Annotated in this window: 13 protein-coding genes; 10 read left to right on the top strand and 3 right to left on the bottom strand. The window is 62.9% G+C overall.

All coding sequences use genetic code 11. The features are described 5' to 3' along the window. The first annotated feature begins 6 nt into the window (after positions 1–6). Both CSAL_RS05380 and fhuB read left to right on the top strand, forming a co-directional pair. A complete protein-coding gene (locus CSAL_RS05380) occupies positions 7–933 on the top strand; it encodes an ABC transporter substrate-binding protein (protein ID WP_011506353.1) in 927 nt (308 codons plus the stop codon). Further along, entirely contained in the window at positions 926–2,935 is a 2,010-nt protein-coding gene (gene fhuB / locus CSAL_RS05375) for a Fe(3+)-hydroxamate ABC transporter permease FhuB (protein WP_011506352.1), read from the top strand. The genes CSAL_RS05380 and fhuB overlap by 8 nt, the downstream gene beginning before the upstream one ends. A 129-nt stretch (positions 2,936–3,064) precedes the next feature. Here the strand turns inward: fhuB and CSAL_RS05370 are convergent, their stop codons facing one another. Then, positions 3,065–3,925, bottom strand: coding sequence for a MurR/RpiR family transcriptional regulator (locus CSAL_RS05370; protein ID WP_011506351.1), 861 nt, complete (start codon positions 3,923–3,925; stop codon positions 3,065–3,067). Between the two features lie 195 nt (positions 3,926–4,120). Here CSAL_RS05370 and CSAL_RS05365 point away from each other — a divergent pair, with 195 nt between their 5' ends. Both CSAL_RS05365 and CSAL_RS05360 read left to right on the top strand, forming a co-directional pair. Continuing rightward, entirely contained in the window at positions 4,121–5,209 is a 1,089-nt protein-coding gene (locus tag CSAL_RS05365) for a DmpA family aminopeptidase (RefSeq protein ID WP_244846500.1), read from the top strand. A 63-nt stretch (positions 5,210–5,272) separates the two neighbouring features. Further along, complete coding sequence (locus CSAL_RS05360; RefSeq protein ID WP_011506349.1) at positions 5,273–6,751, top strand: APC family permease; 1,479 nt, start codon at positions 5,273–5,275, stop codon at positions 6,749–6,751. 124 nt (positions 6,752–6,875) lie between these two features. Here the strand turns inward: CSAL_RS05360 and CSAL_RS05355 are convergent, their stop codons facing one another. Next, the gene (locus CSAL_RS05355) at positions 6,876–8,975 is read right to left on the bottom strand and encodes a TonB-dependent siderophore receptor (RefSeq protein ID WP_011506348.1); all 2,100 of its coding nucleotides are present in this window, start codon (positions 8,973–8,975) and stop codon (positions 6,876–6,878) included. Positions 8,976–9,311: 336 nt separating this feature from the next. Between CSAL_RS05355 and CSAL_RS05350 the strand changes: the two genes are divergently transcribed. From CSAL_RS05350 to CSAL_RS05330, 5 genes are all read left to right on the top strand, one after another. Further along, positions 9,312–11,477, top strand: a complete 2,166-nt coding sequence (locus tag CSAL_RS05350) for a TonB-dependent receptor (RefSeq protein ID WP_011506347.1) — start codon at positions 9,312–9,314, stop codon at positions 11,475–11,477. A gap of 81 nt (positions 11,478–11,558) precedes the next feature. Next, entirely contained in the window at positions 11,559–12,581 is a 1,023-nt protein-coding gene (locus CSAL_RS05345; RefSeq protein WP_011506346.1) for an ABC transporter substrate-binding protein, read from the top strand. Next, positions 12,575–13,582, top strand: a complete 1,008-nt coding sequence (locus tag CSAL_RS05340) for a FecCD family ABC transporter permease (RefSeq protein ID WP_011506345.1) — start codon at positions 12,575–12,577, stop codon at positions 13,580–13,582. Before CSAL_RS05345 ends, CSAL_RS05340 begins: the two co-directional genes overlap by 7 nt. Continuing rightward, a complete protein-coding gene (locus tag CSAL_RS05335; protein ID WP_011506344.1) occupies positions 13,579–14,625 on the top strand; it encodes a FecCD family ABC transporter permease in 1,047 nt (348 codons plus the stop codon). The genes CSAL_RS05340 and CSAL_RS05335 overlap by 4 nt, the downstream gene beginning before the upstream one ends. 112 nt (positions 14,626–14,737) lie before the next feature. After that, positions 14,738–15,640: a sucrase ferredoxin gene (locus CSAL_RS05330; protein ID WP_011506343.1), complete on the top strand. Its 903-nt coding sequence runs from the start codon at positions 14,738–14,740 to the stop codon at positions 15,638–15,640. A gap of 48 nt (positions 15,641–15,688) precedes the next feature. On the opposite strand, the gene CSAL_RS05325 is transcribed toward CSAL_RS05330, so the two are convergent. Next, the gene (locus CSAL_RS05325; protein ID WP_011506342.1) at positions 15,689–17,362 is read right to left on the bottom strand and encodes a multidrug ABC transporter permease/ATP-binding protein; all 1,674 of its coding nucleotides are present in this window, start codon (positions 17,360–17,362) and stop codon (positions 15,689–15,691) included. Between the two features lie 251 nt (positions 17,363–17,613). Between CSAL_RS05325 and CSAL_RS05320 the strand changes: the two genes are divergently transcribed. Then, positions 17,614–18,489, top strand: a complete 876-nt coding sequence (locus CSAL_RS05320) for an AEC family transporter (protein ID WP_011506341.1) — start codon at positions 17,614–17,616, stop codon at positions 18,487–18,489. Positions 18,490–18,542 lie beyond the last annotated feature (53 nt).

Genomic DNA, 18,542 nt, shown 5'->3' with positions numbered 1-18,542 from the left:
GTCGATGTGAGGCCATTTTGCAACCGTGAAGGCCTGCGTCGCTCGCGGCTCATGACATTGCTGACGCTGGTGCTGCTGGTCTGGTCCCATGTCGCCAATGCCGAGACACCGCGTATCGCCACCGTCGACTGGACCATCGCCGAAACCTTGCTGGCGCTCGGCGTGACGCCCGTGGGCGTGGCACAAACCGACGCCTACCGCGAATGGGTCGGCGCGCCAACGCTGCCCGCCGAGGTGGCCGACATCGGCCTGCGGGCGCAACCCAACCGGGAATTGCTGGCCCAGTTGTCGCCCGACCGCATTCTGATCTCGCCGATGTTCAGCACCCTGAAGCCAAGCCTCGAACGTATCGCACCGACGAGCACGGTGGCACTGTATACGCCGGGCAGCGACCTGTGGACGCGACTCGAGAAAGCCACCCGTGAAATCGCCGCCTTCGTGAATCGCGAGGAGCGCGCGGACACGCTGCTCGCCTCGCTGGAGGCGCACCTGGCCGAGCTGCGGGACGGGTTGAGCGACGCGGCCAAGGCACGGCCCCTGCTCGTGGTGCAGTTCATGGATGCCCGCCATGTGCGCGTGTTCGGCGACCATAGCCTCTATAACGCCGTCATGCAGCGCCTGGGGCTGGAGAACGCGTGGCAGCGGGAAACCAATTACTGGGGCTTCTCCATGGTAGGCCTGGAAGCCCTGGCCGGGCTGGACGACGCTCGCCTGGTCGTGGTCGATCCAATGCCCGTGGGCGTCGAGGAACGCCTCGAGACGAGCGCGCTCTGGCAACACCTGCCGTCCGTGCGTCGCGATGACGTTCTCACGCTGCCACCGGTATGGAGCTTCGGTGGCGCCCCTTCGGCACGGCGTTTCGCCGACAACCTGACCCAGGCCCTGCATGAGACGCCTCGCACCGCTGCCCACCGCGAGGCACCCGATGCGTGACTGGATCTCTCGCTCCTTGCCGTTTCCTCATGTCGTGATGACCCCGGCACGCCTGTGCGTGCTGCTGGGCCTGGCCTGCCTGGCCTTGAGTGGCTACTCGCTGGCCACGCAGTTGCCGGCTGCACAGTGGGCGCAAGCCTTGTTCGTGCCCGACGAACGCAATATCGAACAAGTACTCACGCACTACAGCTGGCTGCCGCGCTGGACGATCTCTCTGCTGGCGGGCGGTGCCCTGGGCATCGCGGGGGTGCTGATGCAGCAGGTGCTGCGCAACCCCCTGGCCGCCCCCACGACCCTGGGCGTCGCCACCGGTGCACAGCTCGCCCTGCTGCTCGCCACTCTGTTCGCACCGGGACTGCTCGTTCTCGGCCGCGAGTGGGTGGCCGTGGCGGGCGGCGGTCTGGCCATGGGGCTGGTGTTCGCGCTGGCCTGGCGACGCGGCCTGGCACCCATGGTGGTGGTGCTCGCGGGGCTGGTGGTCAACCTTTACCTGGGCGCGGTCAGCACCACGCTGATCCTCTTCCATCAGGAAGAGCTGCGCGGCCTGATGGTGTGGGGCGCGGGCTCGCTCTCGCAGAACAGCTGGGACGGCGTGCTCTACCTGCTCCCGCGATTGCTCATCGCGCTAGCCCTGGCCGCGCTCATGCTGCGCCCGCTGGCGATTCTCGAGCTCGACGACGTCAACGCCCGCAGCCTCGGGGTCTCGCTCAGGCATCTGCGCTTGCTGAGCCTCGGGCTGGCGGTCTTCATCACCGCCTGTGTCGTCAGCGTGGTGGGAATCATCGGCTTCATTGGCCTGGCGGCACCGGCCATCGTCCGCCTGCTGGGGGCGCGCACGCTGCCTCAGCGCTTGCTGTGGGCGCCGCTGCTCGGCGCCTTGCTGCTGACCACTACCGACCAGCTCCTGCAGCATGTTTCCGGCGCACTGCCGACGATGATTCCCACCGGCGCGACCACCGCCGCCCTCGGCGCCCCGCTGCTGCTCTGGCTGATTCCGCGCCTCAAGCTCGGCGGCGATCGCCCCCAGACCGCCCCCATGCTGGCGGCGCCACGTCGTCGGCATCCGATGCGCCTGCAGCTGGCACTGGGGCTGGCATTGCTGGTCGCGCTCGCGGCATCCCTGCTGCTCGGCCAGGACGGCCAAGGCTGGGCCCTGCCCTCGTGGTCGGTGTGGCAAGCCACCCACGAATGGCGCTTGCCGCGTACCCTGGCGGCGGCGGGTGCCGGGACGTTACTGGCCCTGGCCGGCACGCTGATCCAGCGCGTCACCGGCAACCCCATGGCCAGTCCGGAAGTCGTCGGGATCAGTGGCGGCACCGCCATCGGCCTGATCGGTGTGGTCATGCTCGTGCCCGGTGTGGGCCTGCCGATGCTACTGATCGCCGGCACCCTGAGCGCCTTGGCGACGCTCGGGGTGCTGCTGCTGATCAACCGCCGCAGCGGCTTTCAACCGGAGCGCGTGCTGCTGACGGGGATCGCCATCACCGCTCTGTTCGATCCCCTGCGCAGCATCGTGCTGGCCAACGGCGACCCGCGCACGCAGCAGCTGCTCGCCTGGATGTCCGGCTCGACCTATTACGTCGACACCGTGCTGGCCGTCGCCGTGGCGGCAAGCGCCGTGATCTTGACGCTGGCGATGCAGTCCCTGTCGCGCTGGCTGGATCTGTTGCCGATGGGCAACTCCAGCGCCCGCGCGCTGGGCGTCAATGTCGACCGGGCGCGTCTCGCTCTGCTGGGCGTGGTCGCCCTGCTCACCGCCGCCGCCACCCTGGTGGTCGGGCCGCTTTCCTTCGTCGGCCTGCTCGCGCCGCACATGGCACGCCTGCTGGGCGCGGCGCGTGCACGCGCGCACCTGCTCGCCGCCGCCCTGCTGGGGGCGCTCTTGATGGTGCTGGCCGACTGGCTGGGGCGCCAGTGGCTGTTCCCCCAGGAAATTCCCGCCGGCTTGATGTCTTCCCTGCTCGGCGGCGCCTACTTCATGTGGACGCTGCGGCGACTGTAGCGCTGTGGAAGAAACGGCGGAAAGCCAGCCACGAGCCGATCATGGCCCGAGGGACGGAGAAAACGAATGGCCCGAGGTGCCTGCCAGCACCTCGGGCCATTCGATCGCGTCTTGCGTTTTTCGCCCCCTCTACTTCGCATACAGCCTCAGTTGCTGCACTCGGGCGCGATAGGCTTCCATGCGTTCCCGCAATTCTTCCTTGTGGTCTGCAGCCACGCAGTGCAACAGAACATTCAGGGCACTCGTCAGACCACCGGTGGATTCGAGGATCAAGCCGGTCTCGGTGGTCATGCTGATGATATGAGGCGTATCGATATAACGTGCTATGCCATATTCGTCGCTGAACACCACGAGGTCCGCGTCATGGGCCAAGCAGTGATTGGCGAACGTGATCCCGGCTTCGGCATAGGGCGTAATGTCGATCAGGATCACACAGCAACGCACGTCCTGGCTGTCCATCCACTGCCCTAATACGCCGCTGTACAGATCGATAAACTCGACGCCTGGGCGCACGAGCGCCAAGCGATTCGCGAAATCCTGGGCCAGGCCGCGAACCGTCTGGAACCCACACACGAACACGCGTTCGGCGTCACTCACGCGCTGCACTATGTCCTGCCAATGCTGGCCGGTGAGCTGTTCGGCGAAGGCCTTCAGTGCTTCGATCTCGGCATTGAGATGAGTCGTCAGGTCGGCCGGCTGCTGCGCCACACGCTCGATCAGCGTGGCGTTCAGGAGTGAATTCGAGCGTAGCTCGTTGCGCAAAGCCGATTTCAGCCCGCTCAACCCCTTGTACCCCAGACGCCGCATGAACCGACTCACGGTATTCGGGCTCACACCGCTTTTCTGAGCGAGGCTTGCGCCGGTTTCAAACGCCAGATTCTCGAGATTCGCCTGCAGCGTCGAATAGAGCGCGCGTTCCGCAGGCGACAGCCCGCCTTTCAGCGCATCGACTTCTTTTGCCAGATGAGCGGCAGCTTGCGATCTTGACATTTCAATGTCACCCACATTGCATTTGGTATTTATATGTCATAAAAGAAAGAGGGGTATCCCGTGGACGGACCGAGGCCGATCTTCGGCTATCGGACAGAGGCGCTCCACTTTCTTGCCGAGGCAAGGCGTCGACGAGGCGATTTTAGCACTGATCGGGGGGAGATCATTTCAATGCAGCGAATGAGAGCACGCGAGATGGGGCTGCCGCTGCCCGGCGAACCGGGCTTGAACAACGCGATTACGGACGTGCCGGGCGTGTTGGTCGGCTATGAAACGATTGATGGAACGGCCGAAAACGGACGGCCCATCAAGACCGGCGTGACCGCCATTCTGCCGCGCACCCGAAGCAACACGCCTGCTCCTGTCTGGGCCGGCTTTCATGCGCTCAACGGCAACGGGGAAATGACAGGGACGCATTGGATCGAGCAAGGCGGCTATTTCGTCGGCCCGATATGCCTGACCAATTCGCATAGCGTGGGCATCGTTCATCACGCCGCGACACGCTGGATGCTCGATACCTACGCGCAGACTTTCGACGCACACCACCTGTGGGCAATGCCCGTGGTCGCGGAGACCTATGACGGCGTACTCAATGACATCAACGGTCAGCACGTGGAAGCCGCCCATGTCCACGCCGCCCTCGCCAGCGCAAGTGGCGGCGCCATAGAAGAGGGAAACGTCGGCGGCGGCAACGGCATGATCTGTTACGGCTTCAAGGGCGGTACGGGTACCGCTTCGCGCCGTGTCGGCATCGATGGACAGGACTACACGTTGGGCGTGCTTGTCCAGGCCAACCACGGCAAGCGGGACTGGTTGAACGTACTAGGCGTGCCTGTTGGAGAGGCACTGCATGATGCCGACTTGCCCGAAGAGCTCAATCGCGAACGCGGCTCCATCATCGCCGTCATCGCGACAGACGCTCCCATGCTGCCCCATCAGCTCAAGCGCCTCGCCCAACGCGCCGGACTGGGTATCGCACGCTCCGGCAGCCCCGGCGGCAACGATTCAGGCGATATGTTTCTGGCCTTCAGCACGGCGAACGAGGGTCCCTTGCCCCAGCTCGGGCCGGCCCGGCAACAGATGCACCACATGAACGACGAGTATTTCGATGACTTCTACATGGCGGTCGTGCAAGCGACGGACGAAGCCGTCCTCAATGCCATGTGCATGGCCAGGGGAGCGCCCATGGCAAAGCCGGAGGGCTGGTGCCCAGCTCTCGATCCGGAACGGCTCGAGCCGTTACTACGCCGGGCCGGTATCAGCATAGGAGAACGTAACGATTGAGGTTTTCTGGCGCCGCTCTGAGGGCGCTTCCTAACAACAACACAAGAAGGAGTTGGATCCACAATGAACAACAGCAATCCCTATACCGCATCCTCGAACAACAGAAACCGACTATCTGGACAATTGAGCACGGCGGGTGTCGTGTTCATGGTCGTGGCTGCCGCGGCTCCACTGACTGTGGTCAACGGCAATACGCCGTTGGCCATCGGGCTAGGCAACGGCGCAATGGCCCCGCTGGGTTTCGCGTTCGCCTCGCTCGTGCTTTTCGCGTTCTCGGTCGGCTTCGTGGCGATGACGCCCTATGTGAAGGAGGCTGGGGCCTTTTTCACCTACGTTGGAACCGGACTCGGGCCTCGCGCCGGTCAGGCTACGGCATTCGTGGCGCTGATCACTTACTCCGCCATCCAACTCGGCATCTATGGATTTTTCGGGTGGGCGGCAGCCGATACGGTGAGCAATATCGGAGGGCCGGCAATTCCCTGGTGGCTATATGCCGGGGCGGCTCTCGTGCTTGTCGCCGCATTGGGGTATCGAAACATCGAGCTCAGCTCGAAAGTGCTTGCCGTGGCACTCATCCTCGAAATTGGCGTTGTCCTGGTCATGAATGCCGCCATTGCATTCGAACCCTCAGGCAGTGCCTTGACCAGTCTTGCCGATATACCTGCAACGTCCAGCAGTACAGGGCCGTTTGGCATCGCCGTGCTGTTCAGCGTGACCGGTTTCATCGGCTTCGAAGCCACGGCAGTCTTTCGCGATGAAGCTCGTGACCCGAGCCGTACCATCCCGCGGGCCACTTACTGGGCAGTGTTCATCATCGGGGGATTCTATACGCTGTCTTGCTGGTTTCTGGTCTATGCATGGGGCCCAGATACCGTATACGGGGTGGCCAATGACTACCTCAACAACGGCGGCAACATGGTACTCGACACAGCCCGCTTCTATACCGGTCGTGTCCTCACCGATATCATGGAGGTGTTACTGCTCACCAGCCTCGTCGCCTGCATCCTGTCGTTTCATAACATTGTGACACGCTACCAGTTCGTTCTCGCGAACTTCGACATCCTGCCCCGTTTCTTCGCGAAGAGTCACGCCTTGCACGGCTCACCCCACATATCGTCCTTGTTCCAGACAGCAACCGCTATCGTGCTGGTGACCCTTTGCGCACTCAGTGGTGCGAGCCCGCTGGTCGGCGTGTTCGGCTCGATGGCCGGCATTGCCACCGTCGGCATGGTTATCCTCATGCTCCTGACCTCTGTCGCGGCCGCGGTGTTCTTCTACCGCTCGCCGCATCTCGCGCCGGGACGCGGCGTGACGACACGCCTAGTTCCCTTGATTGCCTGCCTGCTGCTGGCGTTCATCTTGTACCTTGTGCTGAGTAACTTCACACAGGTTACTGGACTGGGCGTCGGTATCAGTACCGTACTCGCACTGATACCGATTGCGGCATTCGTCATCGGCCTTGTTGCAGTTCGTGATCGCTCGATGACGCAATTGGCCGAGCTTTCGCGCGTAGAGCCCTTGCCCGGCCGCGAGGCTGGCTAGGAAAGCAGCACTTCGACCACAGCTCCGGACCGAAGCAAAGCAGACATAAAAAAGGCCCGAGGTGCCTTGCAGCACCTCGGGCCATTTTCTTCTCGCCTCTTTCCGGCGTCTTAAAGTTTCCCGCTTACCAACGGTACTTGAGACTACCGATCACGCTGCGTGACTCGCCGTAGTAGCACCAGGAGTCGCACCCGCGGATGTACTCCTTGTCCGTCAGGTTGGTGACATTGACCTGTGCCGTCCACGCAGAGTTGATCTCGTAGCTGGCCATGGCGTCGTACACGGTATAGGAAGAGACTTCATCGTCACGATCGGGAGCGGCATTGACGCTCTCGCCCACATAACGCGCCCCGGCACCGACATCCAGCCCTTGCAGGGCACCACTCTCAAAGCCGTAATCCAGCCATAGCGAGGCCTGGTGACGCGGCGTCAAGCCGGCACGGAACTCCCCACGCTCGGGATCTTCGATAGTCGTATCCAGGTAAGTGTAAGAAGCCGTCAGCTGGAGCTGTTCGGTCAGATAGCCAACACCTTCCAGCTCGAAACCTTGTGAATGACGTTCACCGCCTTGCGACTGAATGAACTGCGCATCCGTATACAGGGTATTGGTTTCCTTGAGGTCGAACACGGCGGCGGTCATGTAACCATCCAGCCAATCGGGCGTGTACTTGACCCCGGCTTCCCATTGCTCACCCTCGCTGGGTTCGTAGGCCTGACCATCCGGCCCGCGCCCGACTTGCGGGCTGAATGATTCGCTGTAGCTTAGATAAGGCGAGACACCATAATCGCCGAGATACATCACGCCGCCGCTGAACGACAGCTGGTTCTCGGTTTCATCATAATCCGACGCGTTGGGAGCGTCGCTGTAGCTTTCCACGCTAGCCGAGTCGTGACGCACGCCACCCAGCAGAATCCAGCGGTCTCCCAGGCGCAACTGATCCTGGATGTAGACGCCGATCTGCTCCTTTTTCTCTTCGGCTTGGTACTGCAAGGTGCCTGGCGAATAGTTGCCATACTCCGGATCGAACACATCGAAACCCGAGAAGTCCCCCGTGCCATCACCGTTTTGATAATCGACATCGAAGTGCTGGTAATCGACCCCCAGCAACAGCGTATTTTCAGTATTCGCGGTAAACCACTTGCCTACCAGGCGATTGTCCACGGTAAAGGAATCGTAGCTACCATCGCGATACGTCAAGTAACGGCCCACCGTGCGGCCGTCCGGATTGAGCGCGGTAAAAGGAGAGAGCGAGCGAAGTAGCAAGTCCATGCTGTTGTAGCGCAGATTCTGCTGGAACTGCCAGGTCTCGTCGATATCATGCTCGAGCTCATAGCCCAGGGAAATCTGCTCGCGTTCCTGACGCTCGTAATCCGGTTCTCCCAGGTTGGTCTCGCGGCCGATATGCCCGAACTCGGTGCCCTCCAGCGAGCCCGCCACCGGTCGAAAGCCCTTGCTGGGCGTACCATGATCCTTCATGTAGCTGGCCAGAAAGGTCACGGTGGTGGCGTCGGAAAGATCCACCGCCAGGCTCGGTGCCAGATACACTCGCTGATTGTCGGTGTGATCCAGCTCTCCATCGCCCTCGCGAAAGAGCCCCACCATGCGATAGCGCATGTCGTCGGTGCCGGCGACCGGACCGGAGGTATCGATACCGACCTGACGATGATCCTTGTTACCCCCCTGGATCTCGAACAGCCCTTGCGCTTCTTCGGTGGGCCGCTTGCTGATCGCGTTCACCACACCGCCGGGAGGCGCTTCACCGTAAAGAATCGAGGCTGGCCCCTTGAGCAGATCGACACGTTCGAGGCCGAAGGGCTCGGTCACCCACCAGAAATAGCCGCCCTCGCGGAAAAGGCGCAATCCATCCTGATAAGTCGAATCCTCGCCGCTGAAACCGCGAATGTTGAACCAGTCGACGCCGTTGTCACTGCCATAAGGTGCCGACTGCACCCCGCTGCGGTAGCGGAAGGTCTCGTCGTAACTATTGACGGCACGCTTGTCGAGTTCTTCACGTCCCACCTGGGACACGGCACGCGGGGTTTCCATGGGCGGCGTGGCAACCTTCAGCGCCGTCGCGGTCACGACCACGGTATCGCTCTGGGCGACGTCGTCTTGTGCCTGCGCCGCTAGCGGGCAGCCGAGCAGCAGCGTCGCCATCGCCATGCGGCGAGCCGGCGACGACAGCACGTTGAAAGGCAGGGGCGAGGGACGGGAACGGGACATCGAGTTTCCTTGTGGCATGTTATTAGCGGATGACAGGAGCGAAGCTTGGAGCAAAGCCTTTCGCACATGATAAGAATTGTGATTTGTTTTCACAATAACGAACCTTCAACGCTTAGCAGCCTTTGCTGCCGCCTGCCGCCTGCCGCCTGCCGCCTGCCGCCTGCCGCCTGCCGCCTGCCGCCACACCGTGACACGCCTTGTTCGTATCGCCACAAGGGATCATCCGTACTCAATTTGCAAACAAAAAGGATTCTCATTAGTATCCTCGCCCCGGCATGACATCACTCGATGGCAACAATAGCGACAATGCACACAGCAAGGGGATACCGGTTCACCATGCAAGACTTACAGCGATCACGTCTCAAGCAGCTATCGCTGCTCCCGTGGGTATTCGTCTCGGCTCTACCCGCCACGGCACTGGCCCAGGACTCAACGAGCACGGACTCCCAAGAGAATCACGGGCTGGACCCATTGGTCATCACTGCCACCCGCAACCAGAGTCGCGAAGATGAGACCCCGCAGAAGGTCACCATCATCACCCGCGAGCAGATCGAGCAGCAGTTGGCGATCACCCAGGATCCCAGCCAGGTGCTCAGTAACTTGATCCCTTCCTATTCGCCTAGCCGCCAGAAGCTCAACAATACCGGCGAGACCTTCCGCGGTCGTTCGGCCCTTTTCATGATCGACGGCGTTCCTCAGTCCAATCCGCTGCGCGACGTGGGAAGAGATAGTTACACCATCGATCTCTCCATGGTCGAGCGTATCGAAGTCATATACGGCGCCAGCGCCGAGCATGGCCTGGGTGCGACCGGCGGTATCATCAACTATGTGACCAGGCGACCTGAAGGCGCCGGGGTAAGCCAGCATGTCGGCGTCAGCTTGACCAGTGACGACGATTTCGAGTCGGAAGGTTTCGGCCACAAGCTGGACTACCGTCTCAGCGGCCAGACCCGCGATTGGGACTACATGGTCGCCGCTAGCCGCCAAAAACGCGGTGTCTTCTACGATGGCAACGACGAGATCGTCGGCATGGCCTACCATGGCGAGATCCAGAACTCCGAAAGCTACGACCTGATGGCCAAGGCGGCCTATTGGATCGACGACGATCAGAACGTCGAATTCTCCCTCAATCATTACGACCTCGACGTCGGCGACGATTACGTGCCGGTGTCCGGTGATCGCGATAAAGGCGTAGCGACTACGGCCGAAAAAGGCAACCCCGCTAACGACCCAGGCTATAATAGGGTCACCACGGCTAGGCTGGCCTACTCGAACAAAGACTGGCTAGGCAACGAGCTGGATGCCCAACTCTACACCCAGCGTTTCCGCGCCCAGTTTGGTGCCACTGGCCTCGGCTCCTTCCCTTACCAGGACGACGCGGGCAATACCCGGTACGACCACACACGCAACGAGTCCGACAAGGTCGGGGCCAAGTTCACTCTAAGCCGCGACGGACTGCTCGACGACCGCCTCAAGCTGACCACGGGTCTGGACCTGCTGCAGGACGAGACCCAACAGGTGCTGGTCAAGACCGACCGCAGCTATGTACCCGAGAGCCAGTTCCGCAACTATGCGGTCTTCCTCCAAGGGGACTACGACCTGACCCAAGCTCTGAGCCTGCATGCCGGGGCTCGCCAGGAGCATGCTACGCTAAACGTCGACGATTACTCGACGGTAGACCGTAGTACCAGTGTCGAAAACGACCTGGTCTCGGTGGGTGGCGGCAACCCCAGTTTCGACGAAACCTTGTTCAATGCCGGTATCGTCTATCAAGCCACCGACTGGGCCCAGCTCTACGCCAACTACTCCGAAGGTTTCGGCATGCCCGATGTCGGCCGAGTGCTGCGCAGTGTCAGCGAGCCCGGCCAGGACGTCGACACCCGAGTCGACCTCTCACCCATCGTCACCGACAATCGCGAGATCGGGGCGCGCTTCGACTGGGACCGCTACGGGCTCGAGCTGAGTTATTATGAGTCGAACTCCGACCTTGGCCAACGCATCGAACCGGATGCTCAGAATAACTACCGGGTCAAGCGAGAGAAGACCGAGATCCAGGGCTATGAGATCACCGGCGAGGCGCAGGTGAGTGATGCTCATCAATTGCGGCTTTCCTATACGCACACCGAGGGCAAGTCGGACACTGACGGTGATGGCAGCGTGGATACCAAACTGACGGGCCGAGACCTTGCCCCGGACACCCTCAAGCTCGCCTGGAGCGCGGCCTGGAACGAAAAGCTATCCTCTTACCTGCAGTACAGCTACTACCGTGATCGCAGCTTCGACGATCCCGAGCTCGAGTTCGACGGCTACGGCCTGATCGATGCCTCCCTGGCCTATCGCCTTCCCATAGGCCGTGCCAGCCTGGGCGTGGAAAACCTCACCGACAAGGACTACTTCACCTACTACTCACAATCGTTCCCCCAAGGGGAGGCTCTTGAGGACGACCTATATTTCAAGGGCCGGGGACGCACTTTCACCCTGAGCTATCAGCTCGACTTCTGAGCAATACCCGCTGATGGACGAGGCTTGTCGGGCGGCGCCGCATGACGTCGCTCGACAACACGCATACGCCAGGAGGCTGCCATGCCGATCCGCCGCCAGTGGTTGACCATGCTGCTGGTTTCCCTCATTCCCGGTGTCGTCACTGCCAACGCTCAGAACATGCACAGTGTTGCCAATGCCTTCGGGGAGACATGCCTGCCTGCCCCGGCACAACGCATCGTCACCCTCTATCAGGGCGCGACCGACACGGCAGTGGCACTGGGTATCACGCCTGTGGGTGTCGTCGACTCCTGGCTGGAAAAACCCATGTATCGCTACTTGCGTGACGCCCTCGACGGCGTGGAACACGTCGGTCTGGAGACCCAGCCCAACCTGGAGAAGGTCGCCTGGCTGGACCCGGACCTGATCGTGGCCACGCGCTTTCGCCACGAGCGGGTCCGGCCGCTGCTGGAGAAGATAGCGCCGACGATCGCCACCGACAGCGTCTTCGACTTCAAGGCCACCCTGACCATGATGGCCGAGGCCACCGGCCGACAAACTCGCGCCCATCGATTGCTTCGCGACTGGGACGACCGCGTGGCCGATTTTCGCCGCAAGATCGCCGAAAAACTGGGTGACGCCTGGCCACAGAAGGCTGCCGTGATCCGTTTCAAGAGCGACCATGTGCGTATCTATTCCACGGGCTTTGCCGGGTCGATCCTCGATGAACTGGGCTTCACGCAGCCGGATACCCTTCACGACCGGGGCTGGGGCATGAAACTGACCAGTGAAGAAAGCATCCCGGTCATGAATGCCGACGTGATCTTCGTGCTCTTGGAGCCCAACGACCCCGCCATCGCCCGCAACTATCGACACTGGACCTCCCACCCTCTCTGGGCACGACTGGATGCCGTGGGCAACGACCGTGTCTTCGAGGTAGACGCCGTGGACTGGATCATGGGCGGCGGCATCCTGGCCGCCAATGCCATGCTGGATGATCTGTATACCCACTATGGACTCGACCTTCCCCGTACGCAGGCGTTAACTGCTGGCTGTCGATCCGGCAGCGTCGAGGAGAGCGCCTCGCCCTCTCGGGAAAAGAACGAGGAATCGGCCACATGCTGACGCGACGAACGACACGCCTTGCAGGGCTGCTGGCCGGCCTGGTGCTGATGGCGACGACCTTCGCGGCGAGCGTCATGCTGGGCACCACCGAGCTCCCGCCGTCGACCTTCATCGCGACCTTGCTGCATTACGATCCTTCCCGGGTCGCGCACATCATCATCGTCAAGGAACGCCTGCCACGCGCCGTGATCGCCGTCCTGGTGGGCGCGAGCCTGGCCATCGCCGGCACTCTGATGCAAACCCTGACCCGCAACCCCCTGGCATCGCCGGGTATTCTGGGGATCAACGCCGGGGCCATGTGCTTCGTGGTCATCGCCGTTGCGTTGTTGCCGCTGCACGCGCCGGCGGACTATGTCTGGGCGGCGCTTCTGGGAGCGCTCGTCGCGGCCTGCCTGGTATTGATGTTGAGTCGCGGGGGCGGCCGTGCCGGGCCCTCCTCACTGCGGGTGGTACTGGCTGGCGTGGCCGTCACGGCCATGTTCGTCTCCTTCAGCCAGGGCCTGCTGATCATCGACCATCAGAGCTTCGAGAGCGTGCTGTACTGGCTGGCCGGCTCCGTATCCGGGCGCGAGCTTTCGCTCGTGGTTCCTCTGCTGCCGCTCTTCGGCATCGCCCTGCTGCTGTGCATGCTGCTGGTCCGACATGCCAACGCCTTGATGCTGGGCGATGACATGGTCACGAGCCTGGGCATGCATGCCGGCACCATCAAGCTCCTGCTCGGCCTGGTGGTGATCCTGCTCGCCGGAAGCTCTGTCGCGCTGACCGGCATGATCGGTTTCGTCGGACTGATCGTTCCCCATATGGCACGCGGACTGTTCGGGTTCGATCACCGCTGGCTGCTGCCGGCCTGCGCTCTGCTGGGAGCCTGCTTGCTGCTGCTGGCCGATGTGGCGTCGCGTTTCTTGATGCCGCCGCAGGATGTGCCGGTCGGGGTGATGACCGCCCTGATCGGCACCCCCTTCTTCATTTACCTGGCACGCAGGCAGCAGGCACGACCATGACGCATTCCCCTGCCTTGACCACAGCCGTCGATCGCATCGTCGGGAACCGGGCGCTTCGTTATTCGAGCATGGTGGGGCTTCTCGGACTGGTGCTGCTGGCCAGCATGGGCCTTTCCCTGCGCCTTGGCAGCTTTCCCACCTCGCTGCATGAAGTCGGACAGGCATTGTTCGCCCCACAGGACAGCGAGATCGCCTTCATCGTCTGGGAGCTGCGCCTGCCGCGCATCCTGCTGGCCGTGCTGGCGGGGGCGGCTCTGGCCGTGGCCGGCGCCATCCTGCAAGGCATCGTGCGCAATCCGCTGGCATCGCCGGACGTGATCGGCATCACCAGCGGAGCCGCCATGGGCGCCGTCATCTTCCTGGCACTGTTCGGCACCACCCTAAGCGTGCACTGGCTGCCGGCCGCCGCATTGCTGGGCGCCTTGCTGTCCGCTCTGCTGATGTTCTCGCTGGCCTGGAAGCACGGTATCACGCCCATGCGCATGGTACTGGTCGGTATCGGCCTCTCCGCCGCCGCGGGATCGGTGACGACCCTGCTGATCGTGATCAGCGACGATACCGCCGCCATGACGGCTTATGTATGGCTGACCGGCAGCCTCTACGCCGCTCAATGGCAGGATGTCCTCGGCATGCTGCCATGGTTGCTGGTCACCGTCCCCTTGTGTCTGTCGCAGGCCCGCCACCTGAGTGTCATGGCGCTCGGAGATCACGTGGCTCGAGGTCTGGGCGTGAACTTGCCCTGCTGTCGGCTGTTGCTGATGGGCTGCAGCGTGATACTGGCGGGCACGGCCGTGGCTTTTGCCGGTGGCCTCGGCTTCGTGGGCCTGATCGCACCGCATATCGCCGCCCGCCTGGTGGGCCAGGACTTCCTGCGACGATTGCCCGTCACTGCCCTGGTCGGGGCGCTGATCGTCCTCCATGCCGATCTGCTGGGCCGCGTGGCCTTCCTGCCCAAGGACCTGCCCGCCGGCATCTTCGTCTCGGGCGTGGGGGCGCCGTTTTTCGTCTACCTGTTGTATCGCCATCGCGATCACTCACGGTAGACGGCACGACAAGATCCTGACTCGAACGCGAGGGTTTTTCCGACATGCGCCTTTGCATTGCACAACGTTCTCGTGAAGCGCGACGCCCCGAAATCCAGCGGGAGCATGCCTCATGAAGCGAACCTTCTGCGCCGATCTCGGCCTCGAACAGGGCGACCCACTGGCCGGCAGTGCCGCCCACGCCGAGCGCAACCTGCTGATCAGTTGGCCTCGCGCCAAGTGGACACGCAACCTGCGTCGTGCCCACGACATGCCGGAAAGCCTGATGCAAACCCTCGACGCCATCACCGCCGGTGAGCGGCGGGTCAATCTGATTCACCGACGTGAGCAGGCCGACGAGAGCCACCAGGTGTTTCTGATGCCCGAACGCCGGCAATTCGTCGTGCCTCGCGGGGAGCTGGAGACGTTTCTGGCCGCGTGGCAGTCAGGGGCGCCGCTGACGGCATGGGAAGGTGCACAGGTCGAACGCGACCTGTTGCTGTGCTGCACCCACGGCAAGAAGGACAAGTGCTGCGCCAGGTACGGTTACCGAACCTACAAGGAATTGGCCCGGACCGTTGCGGCACACGAGCTGCCTTTCGATGTCTGGGAAAGCAGTCATCTGGGCGGCTGCCGCTTCGCCGCCAGCCTCGTGCTGCTCTCGCCGGTCCGCAAGTACGGCCGCATCACGCCGCAGCAGGCATTACCCTTCCTGCAAGCGGAGGCACGAGACCGTCGTTTTCTGCCCGGCTATCGCGGCGACTCCCGACTGACACCGGCGCAGCAGTGCGCCCAGCTTGCCGCCCTGGGCTTCCTGGAACGACGCTACCCGGCGGCCAACCTGAGGTTACAGGACGACACCGGCGACGAGCAGCGGCGGTGCATCCTGTGGCAATGGGAGCAAGGTGGCGCGCATGGTCGGCTGCGGACGGTATGCGAAACGACGGCGATCCTGCGCGTCGACATGTGCTCCGATCTGGACGACGGCCCCACCGAAAGTCTCGTCTGGCATGCCACCCAGATCGTACCTGCATGAGCGTGACTGGCATGAGCGTGGCAGCCGCCGCAGGTAGCCTGCCGTCCCTCACACGTTGTCCGATGTGTCCTCGAGCCGTGCCACGGCGTCGCGGCTGACACGCTCGCGCATCTCGCCGGTCAGTTCGCTCAACTGGCCCGCGCGCATCTCCAGCAAGCGGTCGGCGTGCTGGAAGTAGTGATCGTCATGACTGATGGCGAACACGGTCTTGCCGCTGTCGCGCAACATGGGCAGCAGTTCGCGATAGAAGATGCGCCGGAACTGCGGATCCTGGTCCGCCGCCCATTCGTCGAGCAGCAGGATGTCGCGCTGTTCGGCAACCGCCAGCAGCAGTGCCAGGCGCTTGCGCTGCCCCTGGGAAAGCTGGGTGTTGGTCACCCGCCAGCCGTCGAAATGCAGCTTCTCGCCCATGCCCAGGCGCTCGATCCAGCTCTCCGCCAATGTCGTGTCGGGCGTCTCGCCTCCCGGTCCCATCACGCGATCGAAGAGATGGAAGTCGGTGAACACGGCCGCGAAACGACTGCGGAAGGCGTGCCACCCTTCTGCGTCGACGGGCTGCCCGTCGATCAGTATGTCGCCGCTGGCCGGTTGATAAAGGCCCGTCAGCAGGCGTGCCAGCGTCGACTTCCCGCTGCCGTTGCCGCCGATCAAGAAGACCAGCTCGCCACGCGACAGCGTCAGATCGACAGGGCCGACTTCGAAGCCGCGGCCATGCTCGCCAGCGGCATAGGCGAAGGTCACGCCGCGCAGCTCCAGGGTCTGCCAATCGCCATGCGCGGCACTGTCGCCGAACTCGGCGCGATAACCGGCCAGCTCCAGGTCCTTGAGCTTGTTGAAGGCGACCTGGGCACTCAGCAGGGTGGGCAGCGCCCCGACGGCTTGAATCAGCGGCGTGCGCAGGAACAGCAGGGTCAGCGAGTAGGTGGCCGCCACGTTGGTATTAGCCCATCCCAGGCCATTGGCGAGGAAGAACACCAGCCCGATGGCCCCCAGCATCATGATGTTCGACCAGTTCACCGCGCTGAGATGGAAGGTGTCCGAGCGGATGATGTGATGACGATACTGCTTGGCATCGTGCTCGTAGACATCCTCGTAGAGCGCCCTGGCGCGGTCGCGGTTGAGGGCCAGTTCCTTGCGGCCATCGATCACCGCCTCGTAGTCCTTGTAGAGGCGATCCTCGGTTTCGCGCACGCGTCCCAGATGGCGATACACATGCGAAACCAGGTACCAGCCGCCGACGACTGTCACCGCCACCCACAGCGAGGTGATCAGCAGCATGCCCGGCGAGAGCCAGGCCAGGTACGCGGCCGAGCCCAGCGTCAGGATCACGCCCTGCACCAGCTCGGGCAGCCGTACGAAGGCGATGGTGATATTGCGTACGTCGCTCGACAGGCTCGCCAGCAGATGCGCGCTGCCCAGCCGCTCGATGCGCTCGATATCGGTATCCAGAATGCGCTTGATCAACCGCCCGCGCAGCCGATAGACGAAGTGATGGCCCAGGGTGGTCAGCGCCAGCTGCGAGCCGAGCGTCACCGCCAGCAACAGGGCGATCAGCCCCAGGAACTGCGGCAACACCCACTGCGGAGCGCCCTGGGCCTCGATCAGGTGCTGGTTGATGAACGCGATGACGCCGATGCCCAATCCGGCGCTGGCCAGGCTCAGCACCATGACGCCGATGAACGGCCAGCGATAGTCGCGATACACGACGCGCAATAATTCCATGCAAGCCCCAAGGTGGCGACGCGTCGCGCGAACGCGACGCCGATGAATGTCAGCGTGGCCCACGATTCTTGCCAATTCGCGCGCCACGTCAAGGTAAAGGATTCTCGTTTTCGCGTTCACGTTGCAACGCATTACCACGATTGGCGACAATAGCGCCCGTGTGGCGTATTCCGCGACCTTATCGTTCGCGTTCACAACCTCTCGCCCGACTCCGCCACGCACCGGGCGCCGACACTCAATCAGGCTCGCGCATGCTCGCCGAACTCTTCGCTGTCATGGCCCCCGTCTTCGTGGGTGCCACCATCGGTTTTGGCTGGGTACGCCTGGGATACGCGTATCCCACGGACTTCGTCACCAAGCTGGTCTTCAATGTCGGCACGCCGTCGTTGATCCTCGCCTCGCTCTCCGGCGCCAACATCGATGCCCATACCTTCGGGCGCACCATGCTGAGCACGCTGGCCGTGCTCGTCATCATGGCGCTGGCGACCGTCTTGATGGCGCTGCTGCTGCGCAAGGACTGGCGCGTCCTGCTGGCGCCCATGATGTACCCCAACACCGGCAACATGGGTCTGCCGGTGGCGCTCTACGCCTTCGGCAAGGAAGGCTTCGCCTATGCCATCACCGTGATGGTGACGGTCGCCCTGGTACAGTTCACCTTCGGGGTGATGATGATCAGCCGCAGCAATCCCCTGAAGAGCCTGCTGCGCACGCCTACCGTCTACAGCATCCTCCTGTCGGTGGCCATTCTGCTGACGGATACCGACCTGCCGCGCTGGATCGACAACACCGTGGACCTGATCTCCGGCTTCACCGTGCCGTTGATGTTGATCACCCTCGGCGTCTCGCTGGCCAACATCCAGGTACGCAGCCTGTCCTCGGGGCTCGCCTTCAGCCTGCTGCGCACGGCCTTCGCCGTCTGCGTGGCCTTCGGCGTGGGCTGGGCACTGCACCTTCCGCCCTTGGCGCAGAGCGTGCTCATCCTGCAAATGAGCATGCCCGTGGCAGTCTATAACTACCTCTTCGCCCAGCGCTCGCGCCGCGAACCGGCGTACGTCGCCAGTCTCGTGTTCTGTTCGACCCTGCTCGCCTTCATCTACGTGCCGGTACTGCTCGCGCTGTTCATGTAGATATGCCCCCGACGGCCTGGGTAGCTGGTCTGGCAGCGTCTGGCCATATAATT

This window comes from Chromohalobacter israelensis DSM 3043 (assembly GCF_000055785.1).
In the GTDB taxonomy this organism is placed as follows: Bacteria; Pseudomonadota; Gammaproteobacteria; order Pseudomonadales; family Halomonadaceae; genus Chromohalobacter; species Chromohalobacter israelensis.
Note: the sequence above shows the minus strand (reverse complement) of the source record. Positions and strands in the feature narration are given on the sequence as shown.

Coding starts and splice junctions, on each gene's coding strand:
- CSAL_RS05365 (WP_244846500.1), top strand. CDS start 4,121: ATGGGGCTGCCGCTGCCCGGCGAACCGGGCTTGAACAACGCGATTACG.
- fhuB (WP_011506352.1), top strand. CDS start 926: ATGCGTGACTGGATCTCTCGCTCCTTGCCGTTTCCTCATGTCGTGATG.
- CSAL_RS05325 (WP_011506342.1), bottom strand. CDS start 17,362: ATGGAATTATTGCGCGTCGTGTATCGCGACTATCGCTGGCCGTTCATC.
- CSAL_RS05350 (WP_011506347.1), top strand. CDS start 9,312: ATGCAAGACTTACAGCGATCACGTCTCAAGCAGCTATCGCTGCTCCCG.
- CSAL_RS05345 (WP_011506346.1), top strand. CDS start 11,559: ATGCCGATCCGCCGCCAGTGGTTGACCATGCTGCTGGTTTCCCTCATT.
- CSAL_RS05320 (WP_011506341.1), top strand. CDS start 17,614: ATGCTCGCCGAACTCTTCGCTGTCATGGCCCCCGTCTTCGTGGGTGCC.
- CSAL_RS05370 (WP_011506351.1), bottom strand. CDS start 3,925: ATGTCAAGATCGCAAGCTGCCGCTCATCTGGCAAAAGAAGTCGATGCG.
- CSAL_RS05330 (WP_011506343.1), top strand. CDS start 14,738: ATGAAGCGAACCTTCTGCGCCGATCTCGGCCTCGAACAGGGCGACCCA.
- CSAL_RS05335 (WP_011506344.1), top strand. CDS start 13,579: ATGACGCATTCCCCTGCCTTGACCACAGCCGTCGATCGCATCGTCGGG.
- CSAL_RS05340 (WP_011506345.1), top strand. CDS start 12,575: ATGCTGACGCGACGAACGACACGCCTTGCAGGGCTGCTGGCCGGCCTG.
- CSAL_RS05355 (WP_011506348.1), bottom strand. CDS start 8,975: ATGTCCCGTTCCCGTCCCTCGCCCCTGCCTTTCAACGTGCTGTCGTCG.
- CSAL_RS05360 (WP_011506349.1), top strand. CDS start 5,273: ATGAACAACAGCAATCCCTATACCGCATCCTCGAACAACAGAAACCGA.